Raw genomic sequence first — 19,308 nt, 5'->3', positions numbered from 1 at the left:
CAGGGCTGGAAAGCAATCAACCAAGGCTGGAATGCAATCAACTGTGGGAGGGGGCTTGCTCCCGATAGCGGTGGGTCAGCTTCAAACAGGCTGACTGATACACCGCCATCGGGAGCAAGCCCCCTCCCACATTTGGTCAGGCGCCGGGAAGCGCCAGTTGCGGGTTCACAAGGTCAAACGCCGCCAACTGAAACCCTTGCTCATCCACCTGCAATGCCCAGCCTTGCTTGTCCCAATCCCCCAGCACAATGCGCTTGGCCGCCTGGTCACCAATCTGCAACTTATGAATGGCGGGGCGGTGCGTATGGCCGTGGACCAAGGTGCGCACGCCGAACTGCTGCATCACCCGCGGCACTTCCTCGGGGGTGACATCGACAATGTCGTTGGCCTTCATCCGCGTCTGCGCCCGGCTTTCGCTGCGCAGCTTGCGGGCCAGCTTGTGGCGGGTGCGCAGGGGCAGGTGACGCAGGATAAACAGCGCAATCGGGTTACGCAGGATGCGCCGCAGCTTCATATAGCCGACGTCGCGGGTGCAGAGGCTGTCGCCGTGCATCAGCAGCACGGGCTCGCCGGCGAGCTGCACGACGCTCGGGTCCTTGAGCAAGGTGGCGCCTGCGGCTTTGCAGAACGCCTTGCCGAGCAGGAAGTCACGGTTGCCATGCATGATGAAAATCGGCGTGCCGCTGTCGCTCAGTTCGCGCAGGGCCGCGCAAATCGAGCGCTGGAAAGGGGTGATCCCATCGTCGCCAATCCAGGCTTCAAAGAAGTCCCCGAGAATGTACAACGCCTGGGCGCCACGGGCGCGGCCGTGGAGTAAATCCAGAAACGCCCGGGTAATGTCCGGGCGCTCCTCTTCCAGATGCAAGTCTGAAATCAGCAATATCACTCAATGATCTCGGCTTTCTCGATGATCACGTCGTCTGCTGGTACGTCTTGGTGGCCGGCTTTGCTGGTGGTGGCAACACCTTTGATCTTGTCGACGACGTCAGTGCCTTCGGTGACTTTACCAAACACCGCGTAGCCCCAGCCCTGCACGTTCTTGCCGCTGTGGTTGAGGAAGGCGTTGTCGGCGACGTTGATGAAAAATTGCGCGGAGGCCGAATGCGGCTCCATGGTACGGGCCATGGCGACGGTGTATTTGTCGTTGGAAAGGCCGTTGTCCGCTTCGTTCTGGATGCTTGGGCGCTTGTCTTTCTTTTCTTGCATGCCAGGCTCGAAACCGCCGCCCTGGACCATGAAGTTGCCAATGACACGGTGGAAAACGGTGTTTTCGTAGTGGCCGGCTTTCACGTATTCAATGAAGTTGGCGACGGTGATCGGCGCTTTCTCGGCGTTCAGTTCGATGACGATGTCACCGTGGTTGGTGCTCAGTTTGACTTGAGTCATGTTCACTACTCTTTCAGGGAATTCGTGGGTTCAGGCGCTGTGCGCCTGACCTGTTTGGCTAAACGATGGCCAAGGCGCGCAGTTTAGCGTGCCCTGCGGGAATTTCGAGGTGGTTTTTTACCGCCCGGGCAATTAAAGCAGCAGTTTTGGGCCGCGCTCTGTCAGGCGGTTGGCCGCTTCGGCTATGATAAGCCCTTTGTTTTATCTGGCCTGACCAAGGCCACGTACTCGTCTGTTCAAGGATATTATGAGCAAGCCCACTGTCGACCCTACCTCGAACGCCAAGGCCGGCCCTGCCGCCACGGTCAACTTCCTGCGCCCGATCATCCAGGCGGACCTGGATTCGGGCAAGCACACGCAGATCGTCACCCGCTTCCCGCCAGAGCCCAACGGCTACCTGCACATCGGTCACGCCAAGTCGATCTGTGTGAACTTCGGTCTGGCCCAGGAGTTCGGTGGCGTCACGCACCTGCGTTTCGACGACACCAACCCGGCCAAGGAAGACCAGGAATACATCGACGCCATCGAAAGCGACATCAAGTGGCTGGGCTTCGAATGGTCCGGTGAAGTGCGCTATGCGTCCAAGTATTTCGACCAGTTGTTCGACTGGGCCATCTTACTGATCAAGGCCGGCAAGGCCTACGTCGACGACCTCACCCCTGAACAGGCCAAGGAATACCGTGGCAGCCTGACCGAGCCGGGCAAGAACAGCCCGTTCCGCGACCGTTCCGTGGAAGAGAACCTGGACTGGTTCGCCCGCATGCGCGCCGGTGAGTTCGCCGATGGCGCCCGTGTACTGCGTGCCAAGATCGACATGGCCTCGCCGAACATGAACCTGCGCGACCCGATCATGTACCGCATCCGCCATGCCCACCACCACCAGACCGGTGACAAGTGGTGCATCTACCCGAACTACGACTTCACCCACGGTCAGTCGGACGCCATCGAAGGCATCACCCACTCCATCTGCACCCTGGAGTTCGAAAGCCACCGTCCGCTGTACGAGTGGTTTCTGGAGCACTTGCCGGTTCCGGCACAGCCGCGCCAGTACGAATTCAGCCGCCTGAACCTGAACTACACCATCACCAGCAAGCGCAAGCTCAAGCAACTGGTGGATGAAAAGCACGTCAACGGCTGGGACGACCCACGCATGTCGACGCTGTCGGGCTTCCGTCGTCGCGGCTACACGCCCAAATCCATCCGCAACTTCTGCGAAATGGTCGGCACCAACCGTTCCGACGGTGTGGTCGACTTCGGCATGCTCGAATTCAGCATCCGTGACGACCTCGACCACAGCGCCCCGCGTGCCATGTGCGTGCTGCGCCCGCTGAAAGTCGTGATCACCAACTACCCGGAAGGCCAGGTCGAGAACCTCGAACTGCCACGCCACCCGAAAGAAGACATGGGCGTGCGCGCACTGCCATTTGCCCGTGAAATCTATATCGACCATGACGACTTCATGGAAGAGCCGCCAAAAGGCTACAAGCGCCTGGAACCTGCCGGCGAAGTGCGCCTGCGCGGCAGCTACGTGATCCGCGCCGACGAAGCGATCAAGGACGCCGAGGGTAATATCGTCGAACTGCGTTGCTCGTATGACCCAGAGACCCTGGGCAAGAACCCTGAAGGCCGCAAGGTCAAAGGCGTGGTCCACTGGGTGCCGGCCGCTGCCAGCGTCGAGTGCGAAGTGCGTCTGTACGATCGTCTGTTCCGTTCGCCGAACCCTGAGAAAGCCGAAGACAGCGCGAGCTTCCTCGACAACATCAATCCGAACTCCCTGCAAGTACTCACGGGTTGTCGTGCCGAGCCATCCCTTGGCAATGCACAGCCGGAAGACCGTTTCCAGTTCGAGCGCGAAGGTTACTTCTGCGCGGATATCAAGGACTCGAAACCTGGTCACCCGGTATTCAACCGTACCGTGACCTTGCGTGATTCGTGGGGCCAGTGATTTAAGGAACCGTCGTGCTAACGATCTACAACACGCTCAGCAAGAGCAAAGAAGTCTTCAAGCCGCTGGATGGCAACAAGGTGCGCATGTACGTGTGCGGCATGACCGTGTACGACTACTGCCACATCGGCCACGGCCGCAGCATGGTCGCCTTTGACCTGGTGACCCGCTGGTTGCGTTTCAGCGGCTACGACTTGACCTATGTGCGCAACATCACCGACATCGACGACAAGATCATCAACCGCGCCAATGAAAACGGCGAGTCGTTCGACGCGCTGACCGCGCGCATGATCGCCGCGATGCACGAGGATGAGGCGCGCCTCAACATCCTCAAGCCGGACATGGAACCGCGCGCCACGGACCATATCCCTGGCATGCACGCGATGATCCAGACCTTGATCGACAAGGGCTACGCCTACGCCCCAGGCAATGGCGACGTGTACTACCGCGTCGCCAAGTTCATGGGCTACGGCAAGCTGTCGCGCAAGAAAATCGAAGACCTGCGCATCGGCGCGCGTATCGAAGTCGACGAAGCCAAGCAAGACCCGCTCGACTTCGTGCTCTGGAAAGGCACCAAGCCCGGCGAGCCGAGCTGGGAATCGCCATGGGGCGCCGGGCGTCCGGGCTGGCACATCGAATGCTCGGTGATGTCCACCTGCTGCCTGGGCGAGACCTTCGACATTCATGGCGGCGGCAGCGACCTCGAGTTCCCGCACCACGAAAACGAAATCGCCCAAAGCGAAGCCGCCACCGGCAAGACCTACGCCAACGCCTGGATGCACTGCGGCATGATCCGCATCAATGGCGAGAAGATGTCCAAGTCCTTGAACAACTTCTTCACCATCCGCGACGTGCTGGAAAAGTACCATCCGGAAGTGGTGCGTTACCTGTTGGTGTCGAGCCACTATCGCAGCGCGATCAACTACTCGGAAGACAACCTCAAGGATGCCAAAGGCGCCCTGGAGCGTTTCTACCACGCGTTGAAAGGCCTGCCCTGCGTGGCCCCGGCCGGCGGCGAAGCGTTCGTGGCACGGTTTACCGAAGTGATGAACGACGACTTCGGCACACCGGAAGCCTGCGCGGTGCTGTTCGAGATGGTGCGCGAGATCAACCGCCTGCGTGAGAGCGATCTCGACGCAGCGGCCGGCCTGGCTGCGCGCTTGAAAGAACTGGCCAGCGTGCTGGGGGTGTTGCAGATGCAAGCCGAAGACTTCCTGCAAGCCGGCGCTGAAGGGCGTGTGGATGCGGCTGAAGTAGACGCGCTGATCCAGGCGCGTTTGGCCGCTCGGGCCAACAAGGACTGGGCGGAGTCCGACCGCATCCGTGACCAACTGACCGCGATGGGTGTGGTGTTGGAAGACGGCAAGGGTGGGACGACGTGGCGGTTGGCTGATCAGGTTTGATCAGTCAGCGCTGAATGAAAAACGCCCCGACTGGTTCGGGGCGTTTTTTTAATGGGGCTAAGCGTCTGAAACCGTGACAGAGCTCCAATCAAATGTAGGTGCTGGCCTGCGTCACGTACTTGGACCAATCCACAATGTCCGTGCGACCTCAAATAATTTGGCGCCACGTTCAGTGATAGTTGTTTCGTTCCACTGAGTTATTTGCATCAACTCACGATTTAGATGAAGATTTGAGTGTTCAAACAATGCCTGTCGCTTCTGAGAATATGCATGATTTTGCAGTGAACGGTTAACTCCATAGTGTACGAGCGTGAGATTGCCCATGCGAGGTACGGAGTATTCACGATTAAGAATGGCTTGTGATCGATTGTCTAAGTGGCCTGATACATATTCAAGTTTGTACGCTTCAGTTGCTTCAGCAGCGGTTGAAAGTGTACCGTCGGAGAGTGGCCAGTGCGCATACCAAGACTGAGGAAGGATGTGGTCGATGTCTAAGGTATCCAACGCCAATGGCACGCGCTCTTCACTTCGCTCTGTACGGAGTGCCGTTTCTAGACGGTGGAAGGTGGTCCGTAGTTTTATCGCATCGAGGCGACCTGGATAAATATCACCTTCCAGCCAATGGTGTAGAAACTCTTCGTCAGTTGGCCAGCGCGAAGCGTCCCCAAGCGGTTCAGCCAAGTTGTTTCGAAACGCAGTGGCGCTTAGTTCTCCAGCTTGAAGTTTTTTCAGTTGTTGTGCAAAAACTTTGTTGTAGCTTTTTCTGGTGAGTCCGCATACCGCCCGGCGCACTAGATATGATTCTATGCAGTCAAAAATGTTGTGCTGGTCTTCAAACGAAAGATACGATGAAGCAACCTTGAGCGCCAAGGCGTGCGTAGGAGAAGCATCCCACGCAGCAACGCGTCGACCGAATATGCCAATGGGTGTCTCTCCATTGCCTTTTACCAAATTACGATAGTGTTCGGCGTGGCTGTTGAGCAACTCAAGTTGGGCGTCTGCGCTGTATAGTTTCGGTGTGTCATCCACAAAACGGCGATAGCCAGCGTATAACCGTCCGATATCTATTTCTTCAGCAGTTTCTGCTTGCAGTACGGTTTGTACGAACCACTCCAGTCGGGGCCGGTTGAGTCGGCCACGTGACTGTGGCTCTGACCATAATTCATCTTCAAATCTGGACCAGAGATTTTTGTAAAGATCATCAGCATTCAATCCAGCACGCATAAAAATGAAGTTGCGAATTAAATCGGTCGCATGGAGTTGTGCGCCATGACCATTGAGTGTTTCAAATATGACTTGGGCATCGTCGTCTTCGCCCAGTGAAATGCATACTATTGAAAGGTCTGTAAGGACAGCTGTCGCTAAAGCCACTGCGACGGTGTGGTAAGACTCTTCCGTCTGACTCTCTCCCCATTCGATCATCGCATTACGGAAAAATACAATCGCTTCTAGTGCTGGAGGATGGTGAATGCCTATTTTTCGAATACTGCCGCTTTGCGTAAAGCTCGAAGGAAATCTTTCACGCAGGTCGTCGATCGATATAGCCGTCATCGCTTGGGTATATTGATGACGGTCTCGAAATGTGGGCCAGAGCTTGAAAAGCTCTACCTCTTTTTCTTCCATGGTCTCTTGGTTGCTGTTGCGTAGACAGGTTTCGATGACGGGCAGGAAATTTGGCTGTTCCCATTCGCGCAAAGCGTGCATCAATGCAGTCAGTACATATTGCATCGTTGTCAAACGTTGTTGTCCATCAATGATGTGGTGTCGCTCGACTCCTAACAGGCCTGTCTTCTTTTGGGGTTCCAGCACGACGGCCCCCATAAAATGAGGCACTGCCTTATCGCCTGTAAGACGAGATTCTGCTTTGTCGCGTATGTCTTCCCAAAGGCGCTCCCATTGGTCTTCTCGACTCCATACGTAGGGCCGTTGGTAGAACGGAACTCGATACTGACGCCTGTCTTGGAACATCTGCTGGATGTTGAAGGTGCGTGAATCCATTTGCCCTGTTTCCTTTTGGCTTTTTAAGACGCGTTAGTGAGTTTTTCCTTGGGCTATCCAAGCGATCCAGTTGGAATGTTGGTACAGAAATTAATCGCTTCAATCCGCAAAATATCAAAACCCTAGATCAGGTTCACGTCGGCTGCGATCAAGTAGCAGGAGCGTATCTATTTACTCCCCTCATAGATACGCCAGTTGTAAGGTCGCTCTCGTCCTAACGCTGAGCTGGGAGTGGATACTGATCCAATGCTCTATCCACTAATAATTCAATTCCCTCCAGCATTCGGCAAATTCCTAGCGCCACGCTACGCGAAGCGCCATCAATCTCGAACGCCAAATGGCTCGCCAGTGCCTGAGCTGACGCAAGATCCTCCGACGCATTGACCAGAAGTGTCTCGGCATCCACGCCATCGCGCACGGCAAAGAGGCCATGGTTTGGTGCAGGCTGTTCGGTGTTCTTGGGTGAGTTCAAATAATGGTTAATCGCTCGATGAGCAGCAGCTTGAAACGCGTTTGAATTCGATGGCGGATTCGGACTGTCTTTAATCATGACTTAGCTCCTAGAGTATTGGAGCCACCACCCATCGCTGCGAAACGATACCCGGGTGGCAGCTGTACGCAGGTTCGCAGACCGGGACTCTAGGCACCCGGCATACCCGAAGGTATCCCGCGCACAGCCGCCATAACATCAGGCATAAAAAAGCGCCCGCTATCTGAGGTGGACGCTGTGCGTCTAGAGTTTAACCGGGCTGCGAAACCCGGTCGCTGAATTTGCAGCGACCGCCGAAGATTAGTGATGCATCTTCCGAGGGGCAACCCTAAAAAGATGTCGGAAAGTTCTCGTTTCTACGGTTTTTTTGACGCCGGCCGAAGCGTGCTTTTAGATAGTTGCCATAACCCGACCCATGATGAAACTGACGGTGATTCAAATGGATTGTATTTTCTGCAGCATTGTCCGACAAACCTCCCCGGCCCACATTCTGTGGGAAGACGAACACCATATGGCCTTCCTGTCTATTTTCCCCAACACCCCAGGTTTCAGCGTGGTGATCCCCAAGCAACATTACGGCAGTTATGCGTTTGCACAGTCGGATGAAGTGCTGGCAGGTCTGGTGGTGGCGGCGAAGAAAACGGCGCTGCAGATTGACCGGGCGTTTCCCGATGTGGCGCGCACGGGGATGATCCTCGAAGGGTACGGGGTGGATCATCTGCATGCGAAGCTGTTTCCCATGCATGGGACGGGGCAGGACAGCACGTTCAAACCGTTGAGCTCGAAGGTGGATAAGTTCTTTGAGGCCTATGAAGGGTATATCTCGTCGCACGATTCGGATCGGGCGGATGATGCCGAATTGGCGGAGTTGGCGGCACACATCCGGTCCTTCGCCTAGCGTCGATCCAAATGTGGGAGGGGGCTTGCTCCCGATAGCGGTGTGTCAGCGACAGATGCATTGACTGACACACCGCTATCGGGAGCAAGCCCCCGCCCACATTTTTTGACCGTGTTCGCTTCAGCACTCAGCGACGGCTGCTGACCTCGGCGGGCACATCGTCACCGGCCATGCGCTTGCGGAACAACGCCGTGCGCGCCAGCAGCAGCGTCGTCACCGGCACCGTGATCGACAACAAGATCGGGATCAGCCAGCCATGCAGCACCGGCGTGGACTTGAGTACCGAAAAATAGATGATCGACGCCAACGCCACGCTCCACGCGCCCAGCGTCGAGGCCAGTGCCGGCGGGTGCATGCGCTGGAAGAAATCCTTCATGCGCAGCAACCCGATTGCGCCAATCAGTGCAAACACGCTGCTCAGCACCAGCAACACGGCCACGCACACTTCAATCCATAACGGCATCATTCGATCACCTCGCCACGCAGCAGGAATTTGGCCAGGGCAAATGACCCGACAAAGCCAAACAGCGCGATCAACAGCGCCGCTTCGAAGTAGGTATCACTGGCATACCGAATGCCCAGCACCAGCATCATCAGCATTGCCAGGATGTACAGATAGTCCAGCGCCAGGACCCGGTCCTGGGCCGAGGGGCCTTTGAACAGGCGGATCAGCGTCAGCACCATGGCCAGCGAGAACAGGAACAGGCTGAACAGGATCGCATTGGCGAGCAGGGCGCTCATTCGAAGATCTCCATCAAGGGCCGTTCGTAGTCGTGTTTGAAGTGCTGGATAAACTGCGCTTCATCGTCCAGGTCGAAGACGTGCAACAACAGGATGCTGCGGTCCAGGGCAAGTTCCGACCAGACGGTGCCTGGGGTCACGCTGGTGATCATCGACAACACGGCCAGGCCGTTGGCGTCGCGCAGGTCCAGGGGGATTTTGATAAAGCGCGAACGCGGTGGCCGCGAGCCGCACACTAGCACGCCCCAGGCCACTTTCAGGTTGGAGACGATCACGTCACGGCCTACCCGGAAGAACAGGCGAATGATCACTCCGGGACGATGGATACGAATCGGCAACGGGCGCAGCGGCGCCATCAGCAGCGGCGCGAGGACGCCCAACAGCGCGCCCAGCAGCAGGTTGCCAGGGCTCACGGACAGGTTCAGCACCAGCCACAACACCCACAACGCCAGCGACAACCACGGGGCCGGGAACAGGCGCTTCATGGCTGCACCTCCAGCGCGGCGGTCTTGGCTTCAGGGCTGGGTACCGGGCGTGTGGCCATGACCGCCATCACATACTGTTCCGGGTTGTTCAGGCGCTTGGCGGTGTCGAGGGTATAGCGCATCAGCGGCTCGGCCTTGAAGGTCAGCAGGATGCTCAGGCCGAGCAGGAAGAAGATCGGCACGCACTCGTAACGGCGTAGCAGCGGTGAAGGGCGCTCTTCTGGGGTCCAGAAGCGTTGGATGCCCAGGCGGGCGAAGGCGATCAGCGAGGCCAGGCCGGACAGGATCAGCAACGTCACCAGGCCCCACGCGGCAGGGCGGATGGGCTCATCCACCGAATGCCCCAAGCCCAGCGGATTGACCAGCGCGCTCAACAGGCTGAGCTTGCCGATAAACCCTGACAGCGGCGGCATGCCGATGATCAGCAGCGCGCAGGCGACAAAGCTCAAGCCGAGGAATGCCATGGTCCAGGGGATCACCTGGCCGACCACGGCTTTCTGCTCGTCATCGAGGTTGACGCCGGGGCGTGGATGCAGGGATTCCATGGCTTTGGGCAGCGCGTCGATCTCCTCGTCCAGCGGCAGGTCGTTGGCCGAGCGCGAGCGTTCGATCAATTCGGCCAGCAGGAACAGCGCGCTCAAGGCCAGTGTGGAACTGACCAGATAGAACAGTGCCCCGGCTGTCAGGCTGGGCTGGGCGAAACCCACCGACGACAGCAGGATGCCGGCCGAGACCAGGATGCTCAAGCTGGCCATGCGCTCCAGGCGCTGCGCAGCCACCATCGCCAGCGCCGCGCAGATGATGGTCGCCATGCCGCCGTACACCAGCCAGTCGCCGCCGAACAGCGCCGACGGCCCGGCCTGGCTGGAGAACAGCAGGGTCCACAGGCGCAGCACGGTGTACACGCCGACCTTGGTCATGATCGCGAACATCGCTGCCACCGGCGCGCTGGCCGATGAGTACGCAGGCGCCAGCCAGAAGTTCAGCGGCCACATGCCGGCCTTGGCCAGGAACGCCGTGGCGAGGATCGCCGCCCCCGCGTGCAACAGGCCGCGATCGGCCTCCGGCACCAGCGGGATTTTCAGCGCCAGGTCAGCGAAGTTCAGCGTGCCGGTGACGCCATAGATCAGCGCCGCGCCGATCAGGAACAGCGACGACGCCAGCAGGTTGATCGCGATGTAATGCAGCCCTGACGACACCCGCGCACGGCCGGAACCGTGGAGCATCAAACCATAGGAGGCCGCCAGCAACACCTCGAAGAACACGAACAGGTTGAACAGGTCTGCGGTGAGAAAGGCGCCGTAGAGGCCCATCATCTGGATCTGGAACAACGCATGGAAACTGGTGCCCGCGCGGTCCCAGCGGGCCATGGCGAACAGCAGCGCACTCACGCCGATGATCCCGGTGAGTACCAGCATCAGCGCCGACAGTTGGTCCACCACCAGCACAATGCCGAACGGCACTTGCCAGTTGCCGGGCAGGTACACGCCAATCGAACCGGGGCCACCTTGTTGTGTCCAGTACAGTAGCAAGATCGCGATACCGAGGCCGAGCACGCTGGAGAACAGGTTGATACGCGCCTTGAGCGGGCGGTGCTTCTCGCCGAGCATCAGCATCAGGGCGGCGGTCAGCAACGGCAGCAGGATCGGCGCGACGATCAGTTGATTGACCCACGTCATTCCTTGGGCTCCCGGCCGTCCACATGGTCGGTGCCGGTCAGGCCCCGCGACGCCAGCAGTACCACGAGGAACAGCGCGGTCATGGCGAAGCTGATCACGATCGCCGTCAGCACCAATGCCTGGGGCAGGGGATCGGTGTAGTGCAACAGGTCTTGCGGCACGCCGTCCTTGATGATCGGCTCCTTGCCGATAAACAGGCTACCCATGCTGAAAATGAACAGGTTGACCCCGTATGACAACAGGCACAGGCCCATCACCACCTGGAACGTCCGTGGTCGCAGGATCAACCAGACGCCGGAGGCCGCCAGGACCCCAATTGCAATTGCGATGACTTCTTCCATCAGGCGGCTCCTTCCGGTGTAGCAACGGTTTTCGGCTGGTTGCTCGGTTTATGGGCCCGCACCGATTGGTGACCGAGAGCGGTGAGCATCAGCAGCGTCGAGCCGACGACCATGGCGTACACGCCGACGTCGAAGAACAGCGCGCTGGCGATATGGATGTCGCCCAGCACCGGCAAGCTCAAATGCCAGGTATGGGTGGTGAGGAACGGGTAGCCGGCGAACAAGGCACCGAGGCCGGTCAGGGTCGCCGAGAACAGGCCGAAGCCCATCCAGCGCATCGGTCGCAAACTCATCTGCGCCTCGACCCACTGGGTGCCGGCGACCATGTATTGCAGGATAAACGCCACCGACATCACCAGGCCGGCGACGAAACCACCGCCCGGCTGGTTATGGCCGCGCATGAACAGATAGAACGACACCACCAGCGCAATCGGCAGCAGCAGGCGCACCAGCACCGCCGGCACCATCATGTAGCCCAACGCGGTGTCGCTGGCCTGGCGTGGGTTGATCAGGTCGGTGGCCGCGTCCGGCGCGAGTTGGCGCTGTTGCGCGGGCAATTGCATGCTTTCCTTGGAGGGGCGGAAGCGCCGCAGCAGCGCGTACACAGTCAGCGCCACGGCGCCGAGTACGGTGATTTCGCCCAGGGTGTCGAAGCCACGGAAGTCCACCAGCATCACGTTTACCACATTGCTGCCGCCGCCTTCGGGGAGGGCGCGGCTCAGGTAGAACGAGGAAATATCGTTGGGCGTCTGGCGGGTCAGCATGGCATAGGACAGCAGCGCCATGCCGCCACCGACCACGGTGGACAGCAGGAAGTCGCGCAGCCGGCGAATGCGTGCCTTGCGCAACGTATGGGGCAGTGGTGAGACTTCTTCGATCCGTCGTGGCAGCCAGCGCAGGCCCAGCAGGATCAGCACGGTGGTCACCACTTCCACGACCAACTGCGTCAGCGCCAGGTCCGGCGCCGAGAACCACACGAAGGTGATGCAGGTCATCATGCCGCACACGCTGACCATGGTCAGGGCCGCCAGCCGGTGGTACTTGGCTTGCCAGGCGGCACCGAGGGCGCAGGCAATCGCCAGCAGCCACAGGGTGACGAATACGATGGACCCCGGGATCTTCGGCCGGTCGCCCCAACTGAGGCCGCTGTTGAGTATTGGGATCATGCCGCCGATCACGGCGACTAGCACCAGCAGGAACAACTGCGTCTGCAGGCGCTTGGTACTGATGCGTTTCTCGATCCTGCGCACGCCGCGCATCATCACCACCAGGCAGCGTTCGAAGGCGCGCTTGCCATTGAAGTAGCTGATGATCGGCGGGTACTTGAAGCGCCCGCGCTTGAGTTGCTTGCGCAGCAGCAGGTAAAGCACCACGCCGCCGGACATTGCCACCAGGCTCATGATCATCGGTGCGTTCCAGCCGTGCCAGATGGCCAGGCTGTATTCTGGCAACACCCCGCCGACCACCGGCAGCGCGGCGGCGGCGAGGATCGAGCCGACCACCTGGGCCGGGAATATCCCCACCAGCAGGCAGGTGAACACCAGCAGCTCCACCGGCGCGCGCATCCAGCGCGGCGGTTCATGGGGCGTATGCGGCAGGTCGGTTGCGGGCGGGCCGAAGAACACATCCACCGTGAAGCGCAGCGCGTAGGCCACGCTGAAGGTGCCGGCGATGGTCGCGATCACCGGCAGGGTGATTTCCACCCAGGCGGTTGCTGAGATAAACACCGTTTCAGCGAAGAACATCTCTTTGGACAGGAAGCCATTGAGCAACGGCACGCCAGCCATGGACGCACTGGCCACCATCGCCAGAGTCGCGGTAAACGGGATCAAGCGCACCAGGCCGCTGAGCTTGCGAATATCGCGGGTGCCGCTTTCGTGGTCGATGATGCCCGCCGCCATGAACAGCGAGGCCTTGAAGGTGGCATGGTTGAGGATATGGAACACCGCAGCGACGGCGGCCAGCGGGCTGTTGAGGCCGAGCAGCAGGGTGATCAGCCCGAGGTGGCTGATGGTGGAGTAGGCCAGCAGACCCTTGAGATCGTTCTGGAACATGGCGCAGTAAGCGCCGAGCAGGAGGGTCACGGCGCCGGCACCGCCGACGATCCAGAACCATTCGTCGCTGCCGGACAGCGACGGCCACAGGCGGGCCAGCAAGAACACGCCGGCCTTCACCATCGTCGCCGAATGCAAATAGGCCGATACCGGCGTCGGTGCCGCCATGGCGTGGGGCAGCCAGAAGTGGAACGGGAACTGCGCGCTTTTGCTCAAGGCACCAACCAGCACCAGGACCAGCATGACCGGGTACAGCGAGTGCGCACGAATCTGATCGCCCGCCGCCAGTACCCGGTCCAGGTCATAGCTGCCGACGATATGCCCCAGCAGCATCACCCCGGCCAGCAGGCACAGACCGCCCGCGCCGGTGACCATCAACGCCATGTAGGCACCGCGTCGCGCATCGGCGCGGTGATGCCAGTAGCCGATCAGCAGGAACGAGAACAGGCTGGTCAGTTCCCAGAAAAACACGATCTGGATCAGGTTGCCGGAGATCACCAGGCCGAGCATGGCCCCCATGAATGCCAGGAAAAACGCAAAGAAGCGTGGCACCGGATCGTCCGGCGACATGTAGTAACGCGCATACAGGGACACCAGCGTGCCGATGCCGAGTACCAGCATCGAGAACAACCAGGCGAAGCCATCCATGCGCAAGACAAAATTCACGCCCAGGCTGGGCAACCACATGAATTCTTCGCGGATCACCCCGCCGTGGGCGATTTGAGGGTAGAGCAGGGCGACTTGAACGGTACCGGCCAGGGCAATAAGGCCGGCCAGCAGGGATTCGGTGTTGCGCGCATTGTGCGGCAGCAAGGCCGCCAGACAGCTGCCGATAAAAGGCAGAAGCAGTAGAACTATCAGGGACATAGGCTTCTAATCTGCGGGAGTTTGGGATGCATCATACGTGCCGCTTTGTCGATCACCAAACGGCAACATGTGGCTGAATCCTACAAGGTAGGCTGAAAACGCCCATTTGGCATTGTTTCAAACGCCCTTTCCCACAAACGCCACCGCCCCAGGTGGACGCCGGGCTTGCCCACAATGGCGATTTTACTGCCAGCGCTACAGCTCGGGCCTTAGCCCTGCTGCTCCTGTTCCTTGGCATTTTGCAATTCGATGGCTTTCTGCCCGCGCGTCTTCAGCTCACTCACCACCACCGCCGCCACGATCAACGCCGCCCCGACCATGGCAATCGGCGGGAACCGCTCCCCGGCGATCCGCCCAACCACGCCGGCCCACACCGGTTCCCCGGCATAAATCAACGTGGCCCGCGTCGGCGAAACGCTCTGTTGCGCCCAGTTCATCGCCACTTGGATCACTGCGCTGGTCAAGCCCAGGCCCACCGCGCTGAACAACAGCAACCAGGAGAACCCCGGCAGCGCCTCGCCCATCGGCACCACCATCAGGAACGACAACAACGACGCCGTGGCCAGTTGCACCACGGTCACTCGACGCACGTCCACTTGCCCGGCAAACGCGCTGATCAGGATGATCTCGGCGGCAATCGCCACCGCGCCGATCAGCGTGGCGATTTCGCCGGGGCTGAAATTCAGCGAGGCGCCGGCTGGGCCGGTCAACAGCATCAACCCCGCGAACGCCAGCATGATGCCAATGCTCGGCATCAACCCCGGACGACGGCCCAGCACCAGCCATTGCAACAACGGCACGAACGGTACATAGAGCGCGGTAATAAATGCCGACTGGCTGCTCAGAATCGTCTGCAGGCCGATGGTCTGCAACCCGTAGCCGAACATGATCGCCACGCCGATAAATACCCCGGCTTTCAACTCAAACAGGGTCAGGTCGCGCAGGGTGCGCACGGAAAAGCAGCCGACCACGATCGCCGCCGCGGCAAAACGCAGGCCCACGAAAAACATCGGCCCGCTGACGGTCATGGCGTGCTGCACCAGCAAAAAGGTGCCGCCCCAGATCATGGTGATGAACACCAGGATGCATTCGGCTTTGCTGAAGCGGTTGAAACGCGAGGGAGCATTCGGGGTGGTCATGGCGGCTCAGTCTTGCAAGGGAAGGGCGCGGAACGCACAATGCGCCGCACGCTGGGCAGTATACTGCGCACACCCACCCATTGAGCAATATAGTGCACAAAGAAAATCCGCAACGGGCCTCGGTCCTGCAGCACGTCAGCCAGAATGTTCGTCGCCTGCGGCATGCCGCCGACTTGAGCCAGACAGCGCTCTCGGAAAAGTCCGGGGTCAGCCGGCGCATGCTGGTGGCCATTGAGGCCGGCGAGAAAAACGTCAGCCTGTCCACCCTCGACCGTGTCGCCGAAGCGCTGGACGTAGCCTTCAGCGACCTGATCCAGGCACCGGACGCGCCTGACCATAGCCGCATCAACGAACTGGCCTGGGCCGGGGACATCCCTGGCAGCAAAGCCGTGCTGCTCGCCAAAGCCACGGCGCGGCGTGAAGTCGAACTGTGGGAAATGCGCCTGGAGCCGGGCGATCGCTACAGCCCCGAGCCGGACCCGGATGGCTGGAGCGTGCAGTTGTTCGTATTCGAGGGCAGCCTGACGTTGATTCTGGATGACCAGGAAAAACCGCTCGCCGCCGGTGAGTTCTTCATGTTTGCCAGCCGCCAGGCCCACGCCTATCGCAATGACGGCGACGTTGCGGTGTGCTTTGTGCGCAATGTGGTGATCTAACTGTTTACCGGGCAACAGTGGATGGGCACTTTGCGCGATCGCAAGCGAGTGCTCATGCCTTAAAATGTTAGCAACCCACTGATTTTATTGACGATTGGTTTCAGGCACGACTCCTGCAATCACTCCAGTATCCCCTTGGACTCTGGAGTCGGCCCATGTCAGCCCACCCTCAACACCCTGCTCATATCATCCGTTCAGACGCTGAAGCCATCGAGGTTGCCACGCGTCTGGCCGCACGCTTCGCCGTCGATGCCAGCGTGCGCGACCGCGAACGCCGCCTGCCGGTGGCCGAACTCGACGAGTTTTCCGCCAGTGGCCTGTGGGGTATCACCATCCCCAAGGCTTACGGCGGTGCCGAAGTGTCCTATGTGACGGTGGCCGAGGTGATCAAGTTGATCGCCGCCGCCGATCCGTCCCTGGGGCAGATCCCGCAGAACCACCTGGGTGTGGTGGATATCCTGCTGCAAACCGGCAGCGAGGAGCAAAAGCGCCACTACTTCGGCAAGGTCCTGGCCGGCTACCGTTTCGGTAATGCGTTCTCCGAAGCCAAGAGCAAAAACGCCGGCACCTTCGACACCCAGATTCGCGTACACGCTGATCACGCCCAGATCAATGGCGAGAAGTTCTACTGCACCGGCGCGCTGTTCGCCCATATCGTGCCCGCCGTCGGCACCAACGAACAGGGCAAGGCCTTTATTGCCTTCGTCGAGCGCGATGCGCCGGGCCTCACGGTCATCGACAGTTGGGACGGCTTCGGCCAGCGCACCACCGCCAGCGGCGGCGTGACCCTCGACGGCGTGACGGTGCCCCTGAGCGCGGTGATTCCCGCGCACCTGGCGTTCGATCAACCGACCGCCGACGGCCCGATTTCGCAAATCATCCAGGCGGCGATCGACACCGGCATCGCCGTGGGCGCCCTCGAACAAGCAAAAATCTACGCGCGCCAGGCCCGTCCATGGATCGACAGCCAACAGGATCACGGCTGGCAGGACCCATTCACCATCGCCGCCATCGGTGATCTGGAATGGCGCGTACACGGCACCGAAGCGATTCTCGCCAAGGCCGGTAAAGCGGTCGACCAGGCCCTCGCCGAACCGAACGAAGACACCGTCGCCAACGCCTCGCTGATCGTCGCCCAGGCCAAAGTCCTGTCGGCCGAAACCGCGTTGCTCGCCAGCAGCAAGCTTTTCGAACTGGGCGGCACCCGCTCGGTGACCGGCAAGCACAACCTCGACCGCTTCTGGCGCAACGCGCGCACCCACACCCTGCACGATCCGGCCCGCTGGAAATACCACCTGATCGGTAACTTCGTGCTCAACGGCGTCAAACCCGCACGCCATGCCTGGAACTGAGGAGTCTGCCCCATGAATGCACTGACCCAACCCACCGCGCTGGACCAGGCTCGCCAATTGCTGGAGAGCACCCGACGTCTTGTGCAAACAAGTGATGACCCCTACGTGATCAGCCGCTTCGGCGACTGGCAGATCCGCGTGGAGGTGGCCGCCGCGTTGCTCGAGTACGCGCAAACCCACCCAACGCCTGTCGCCGTCACCGAAGCGCAGATCGCCGCCGCCGAAGCCTTGCTGTTCGCCAGCGCCGCCGAATTCGAACTGACGGGCCAACGCACCGCGCTGGCGCCAACCCTCGAAGACCCGCTGCGCTGGAAGTACCAGATTGTCGGCAACTACCACCTCAACGGTGTCGCCCCCGGGAGTGCTGTTTGATGGCCCGTGAAATTCGCTTGAATGCCTTCGACATGAACTGCGTCGGCCACCAATCCCCCGGCCTGTGGGCGCACCCGCGTGATCGCTCGTGGCAGTACAAGGACCTGGAATACTGGACCGACCTGGCGAAAATCCTCGAGCGCGGCAAGTTCGACGGCTTGTTTATCGCCGACGTGCTGGGTATCTACGACGTGTACAACGGCAATGGCGACGCGGCGATTCGCCAGGCGACCCAAGTGCCGGTCAACGATCCGCTGTCGCTGATCGCACCGATGGCGCTGGTCACCGAACACCTGGGTTTTGGCCTGACCGCGTCGTTGTCCTTCGAACACCCGTATCCGTTCGCTCGGCGCCTTTCTACCCTCGACCACCTGACCAAGGGCCGGATCGGCTGGAACATTGTCACCTCCTACCTGGAAAGCGGCGCCAAGAACCTCGGCCAGAACGCCCAGACCGAACACGATGCCCGCTACGACTACGCCGAAGAGTACCTGGAGGTTTGCTACAAACTCTGGGAAGGCAGTTGGGAAGACGGCGCCGTGCTGCGTGACCGCGAGCGGCGGATTTTCAGTGACCCGAGCAAGATTCACGAGATCCGCCACGTCGGCAAACATTTCCAGGTGCCCGGCATTCACCTATGCGAACCGTCGCCGCAACGCACGCCGTTGCTGTACCAGGCGGGCGCGTCCAGCCGTGGCAAGCAGTTCGCCGCCGAACAGGCCGAGTGTGTGTTTGTCGCCGCGCCGTCCAAAGTGCAGCTGAAAAAGACCGTCGCCGACATTCGTCGCCGTGCGGCCGAGGCCGGGCGTGATCCGCGCAAGATCCTGATCTTCAATCTGCAGACGGTGATCGTCGGCGAGACCGACGCGAAGGCCAAGGCCAAGTTCGACGAATACACATCCTACGTCAGCTACGAAGGGGCGATGGCGCTGATCTCCGGCTGGACCGGCATCGATTTCAGCCAGTTCAAGCCCGACGAGCCGCTCAAGCATGTGCATACCAACGCCATTCAGTCAGCGGTGGAAGCGTTTTCCACGGCCGATCCGAACAAGGTCTGGACCCCCAAAGAGCTGGCCGACTGGGTCGGCATCGGGGGTTTTGGCCCGCTGTTTGTCGGCGGTCCGGAAACGGTGGCGGACTTGCTGCAGGAGTGGGTGGAAGAGACCGACGTGGACGGCTTCAACCTGGCCTATGCGCTGACCCACGAAACCTTTATCGACGCGGTGGAGCTGCTGGTGCCGGAGTTACAAAAGCGCGGCGTGTACAAGACTGAATACGCCCAGGGCACCTTGCGCGAGAAGTTGTTTGGTGAAGGCCCGAGGTTGCCGTCGAACCACCCTGGCGCCGGCTACCGCGATTTGTCCGGCCAAAACAAATCCAATGTGGGAGGGGGTTTGCTCCCGATAGCCGAGGGTCAGTTAGAACATATTTGATTGATCCGTTGCTATCGGGAGCAAGCCCCCTCCCACGTTTCGATCTTCATTGCCTGATCAACATCAGCC

At 60.1% G+C, this 19,308-nt stretch carries 18 protein-coding genes; 7 read left to right on the top strand and 11 right to left on the bottom strand.

All coding sequences use genetic code 11. The features are described 5' to 3' along the window. Positions 1-136: 136 nt before the first annotated feature. Both lpxH and ACS5Q8_RS18155 read right to left on the bottom strand, forming a co-directional pair. A complete protein-coding gene (gene lpxH, locus ACS5Q8_RS18160) occupies positions 137-886 on the bottom strand; it encodes a UDP-2,3-diacylglucosamine diphosphatase (RefSeq protein ID WP_276193575.1) in 750 nt (249 codons plus the stop codon). Beyond that, complete coding sequence (locus ACS5Q8_RS18155; RefSeq protein WP_276193574.1) at positions 883-1,386, bottom strand: peptidylprolyl isomerase; 504 nt, start codon at positions 1,384-1,386, stop codon at positions 883-885. Before ACS5Q8_RS18155 ends, lpxH begins: the two co-directional genes overlap by 4 nt. A gap of 247 nt (positions 1,387-1,633) precedes the next feature. Between ACS5Q8_RS18155 and ACS5Q8_RS18150 the strand changes: the two genes are divergently transcribed. Together ACS5Q8_RS18150 and cysS are read left to right on the top strand one after the other, a co-directional pair. Then, positions 1,634-3,331, top strand: a complete 1,698-nt coding sequence (locus ACS5Q8_RS18150) for a glutamine--tRNA ligase/YqeY domain fusion protein (RefSeq protein ID WP_276193573.1) — start codon at positions 1,634-1,636, stop codon at positions 3,329-3,331. A 14-nt stretch (positions 3,332-3,345) separates the two neighbouring features. Further along, on the top strand, positions 3,346-4,734 hold the full coding sequence (gene cysS / locus ACS5Q8_RS18145) for a cysteine--tRNA ligase (protein WP_276193572.1): 1,389 nt from the start codon (positions 3,346-3,348) through the stop codon (positions 4,732-4,734). A 111-nt stretch (positions 4,735-4,845) separates the two neighbouring features. Here cysS and ACS5Q8_RS18140 read toward each other — a convergent pair whose 3' ends face one another. After that, positions 4,846-6,732 carry a DUF262 domain-containing protein gene (locus ACS5Q8_RS18140; protein WP_276193571.1) on the bottom strand — a complete coding sequence of 629 codons (1,887 nt, stop codon included), beginning with the start codon at positions 6,730-6,732 and terminating at the stop codon, positions 4,846-4,848. Between the two features lie 214 nt (positions 6,733-6,946). Beyond that, complete coding sequence (locus ACS5Q8_RS18135) at positions 6,947-7,282, bottom strand: DUF6124 family protein (protein WP_276193570.1); 336 nt, start codon at positions 7,280-7,282, stop codon at positions 6,947-6,949. 379 nt (positions 7,283-7,661) lie between these two features. On the opposite strand from ACS5Q8_RS18135, the gene ACS5Q8_RS18130 reads away from it, so the two are divergent. Beyond that, positions 7,662-8,120: an HIT family protein gene (locus ACS5Q8_RS18130; RefSeq protein WP_465160368.1), complete on the top strand. Its 459-nt coding sequence runs from the start codon at positions 7,662-7,664 to the stop codon at positions 8,118-8,120. 127 nt (positions 8,121-8,247) lie between these two features. Here ACS5Q8_RS18130 and ACS5Q8_RS18125 read toward each other — a convergent pair whose 3' ends face one another. The 7 genes from ACS5Q8_RS18125 to ACS5Q8_RS18095 form a co-directional block, all read right to left on the bottom strand. After that, positions 8,248-8,586, bottom strand: a complete 339-nt coding sequence (locus ACS5Q8_RS18125) for a Na+/H+ antiporter subunit G (protein WP_426102154.1) — start codon at positions 8,584-8,586, stop codon at positions 8,248-8,250. Further along, positions 8,583-8,861 (bottom strand): K+/H+ antiporter subunit F, encoded by a 279-nt coding sequence (locus tag ACS5Q8_RS18120; RefSeq protein ID WP_076950843.1) that lies wholly within the window; start codon positions 8,859-8,861, stop codon positions 8,583-8,585. The genes ACS5Q8_RS18125 and ACS5Q8_RS18120 overlap by 4 nt, the downstream gene beginning before the upstream one ends. Then, a complete protein-coding gene (locus ACS5Q8_RS18115; protein ID WP_276193567.1) occupies positions 8,858-9,346 on the bottom strand; it encodes a Na+/H+ antiporter subunit E in 489 nt (162 codons plus the stop codon). The genes ACS5Q8_RS18120 and ACS5Q8_RS18115 overlap by 4 nt, the downstream gene beginning before the upstream one ends. After that, positions 9,343-11,025: a monovalent cation/H+ antiporter subunit D gene (locus ACS5Q8_RS18110; protein WP_465159291.1), complete on the bottom strand. Its 1,683-nt coding sequence runs from the start codon at positions 11,023-11,025 to the stop codon at positions 9,343-9,345. Before ACS5Q8_RS18110 ends, ACS5Q8_RS18115 begins: the two co-directional genes overlap by 4 nt. Continuing rightward, a complete protein-coding gene (locus ACS5Q8_RS18105; protein WP_007986256.1) occupies positions 11,022-11,366 on the bottom strand; it encodes a Na+/H+ antiporter subunit C in 345 nt (114 codons plus the stop codon). Before ACS5Q8_RS18105 ends, ACS5Q8_RS18110 begins: the two co-directional genes overlap by 4 nt. After that, a complete protein-coding gene (locus ACS5Q8_RS18100; RefSeq protein ID WP_276193565.1) occupies positions 11,366-14,287 on the bottom strand; it encodes a monovalent cation/H+ antiporter subunit A in 2,922 nt (973 codons plus the stop codon). The genes ACS5Q8_RS18105 and ACS5Q8_RS18100 overlap by 1 nt, the downstream gene beginning before the upstream one ends. Positions 14,288-14,496: 209 nt before the next feature. Next, positions 14,497-15,426, bottom strand: a complete 930-nt coding sequence (locus ACS5Q8_RS18095) for a DMT family transporter (RefSeq protein WP_276193564.1) — start codon at positions 15,424-15,426, stop codon at positions 14,497-14,499. A 92-nt stretch (positions 15,427-15,518) separates the two neighbouring features. Between ACS5Q8_RS18095 and ACS5Q8_RS18090 the strand changes: the two genes are divergently transcribed. From ACS5Q8_RS18090 to ACS5Q8_RS18075, 4 genes are all read left to right on the top strand, one after another. Continuing rightward, a complete protein-coding gene (locus tag ACS5Q8_RS18090) occupies positions 15,519-16,082 on the top strand; it encodes a helix-turn-helix domain-containing protein (protein ID WP_276193563.1) in 564 nt (187 codons plus the stop codon). 155 nt (positions 16,083-16,237) lie between these two features. Continuing rightward, on the top strand, positions 16,238-17,434 hold the full coding sequence (locus ACS5Q8_RS18085) for an SfnB family sulfur acquisition oxidoreductase (RefSeq protein WP_463879611.1): 1,197 nt from the start codon (positions 16,238-16,240) through the stop codon (positions 17,432-17,434). Positions 17,435-17,446: 12 nt separating this feature from the next. Continuing rightward, positions 17,447-17,806 carry an acyl-CoA dehydrogenase gene (locus ACS5Q8_RS18080; RefSeq protein ID WP_443696196.1) on the top strand — a complete coding sequence of 120 codons (360 nt, stop codon included), beginning with the start codon at positions 17,447-17,449 and terminating at the stop codon, positions 17,804-17,806. After that, positions 17,806-19,239, top strand: coding sequence for an LLM class flavin-dependent oxidoreductase (locus ACS5Q8_RS18075; RefSeq protein WP_276193560.1), 1,434 nt, complete (start codon positions 17,806-17,808; stop codon positions 19,237-19,239). Before ACS5Q8_RS18080 ends, ACS5Q8_RS18075 begins: the two co-directional genes overlap by 1 nt. Positions 19,240-19,308 lie beyond the last annotated feature (69 nt).

The organism is Pseudomonas sp. PAMC25584, assembly GCF_058135675.1.
The sequence above is the reverse complement of the archived record's forward strand: the minus strand, read 5'-3'. Positions and strand labels throughout refer to the sequence as shown.

Excerpts from the sequence above, each read along its gene's own strand:
- ACS5Q8_RS18155 (WP_276193574.1), bottom strand. The coding sequence starts at position 1,386 with ATGACTCAAGTCAAACTGAGCACCAACCACGGTGACATCGTCATCGAA.
- ACS5Q8_RS18150 (WP_276193573.1), top strand. The coding sequence starts at position 1,634 with ATGAGCAAGCCCACTGTCGACCCTACCTCGAACGCCAAGGCCGGCCCT.
- ACS5Q8_RS18140 (WP_276193571.1), bottom strand. The coding sequence starts at position 6,732 with ATGGATTCACGCACCTTCAACATCCAGCAGATGTTCCAAGACAGGCGT.
- ACS5Q8_RS18135 (WP_276193570.1), bottom strand. The coding sequence starts at position 7,282 with ATGATTAAAGACAGTCCGAATCCGCCATCGAATTCAAACGCGTTTCAA.
- ACS5Q8_RS18130 (WP_465160368.1), top strand. The coding sequence starts at position 7,662 with ATGGATTGTATTTTCTGCAGCATTGTCCGACAAACCTCCCCGGCCCAC.
- ACS5Q8_RS18125 (WP_426102154.1), bottom strand. The coding sequence starts at position 8,586 with ATGATGCCGTTATGGATTGAAGTGTGCGTGGCCGTGTTGCTGGTGCTG.
- ACS5Q8_RS18120 (WP_076950843.1), bottom strand. The coding sequence starts at position 8,861 with ATGAGCGCCCTGCTCGCCAATGCGATCCTGTTCAGCCTGTTCCTGTTC.
- ACS5Q8_RS18115 (WP_276193567.1), bottom strand. The coding sequence starts at position 9,346 with ATGAAGCGCCTGTTCCCGGCCCCGTGGTTGTCGCTGGCGTTGTGGGTG.
- ACS5Q8_RS18110 (WP_465159291.1), bottom strand. The coding sequence starts at position 11,025 with ATGACGTGGGTCAATCAACTGATCGTCGCGCCGATCCTGCTGCCGTTG.
- ACS5Q8_RS18105 (WP_007986256.1), bottom strand. The coding sequence starts at position 11,366 with ATGGAAGAAGTCATCGCAATTGCAATTGGGGTCCTGGCGGCCTCCGGC.
- ACS5Q8_RS18100 (WP_276193565.1), bottom strand. The coding sequence starts at position 14,287 with ATGTCCCTGATAGTTCTACTGCTTCTGCCTTTTATCGGCAGCTGTCTG.
- ACS5Q8_RS18095 (WP_276193564.1), bottom strand. The coding sequence starts at position 15,426 with ATGACCACCCCGAATGCTCCCTCGCGTTTCAACCGCTTCAGCAAAGCC.
- ACS5Q8_RS18085 (WP_463879611.1), top strand. The coding sequence starts at position 16,238 with ATGTCAGCCCACCCTCAACACCCTGCTCATATCATCCGTTCAGACGCT.
- ACS5Q8_RS18080 (WP_443696196.1), top strand. The coding sequence starts at position 17,447 with ATGAATGCACTGACCCAACCCACCGCGCTGGACCAGGCTCGCCAATTG.
- ACS5Q8_RS18075 (WP_276193560.1), top strand. The coding sequence starts at position 17,806 with ATGGCCCGTGAAATTCGCTTGAATGCCTTCGACATGAACTGCGTCGGC.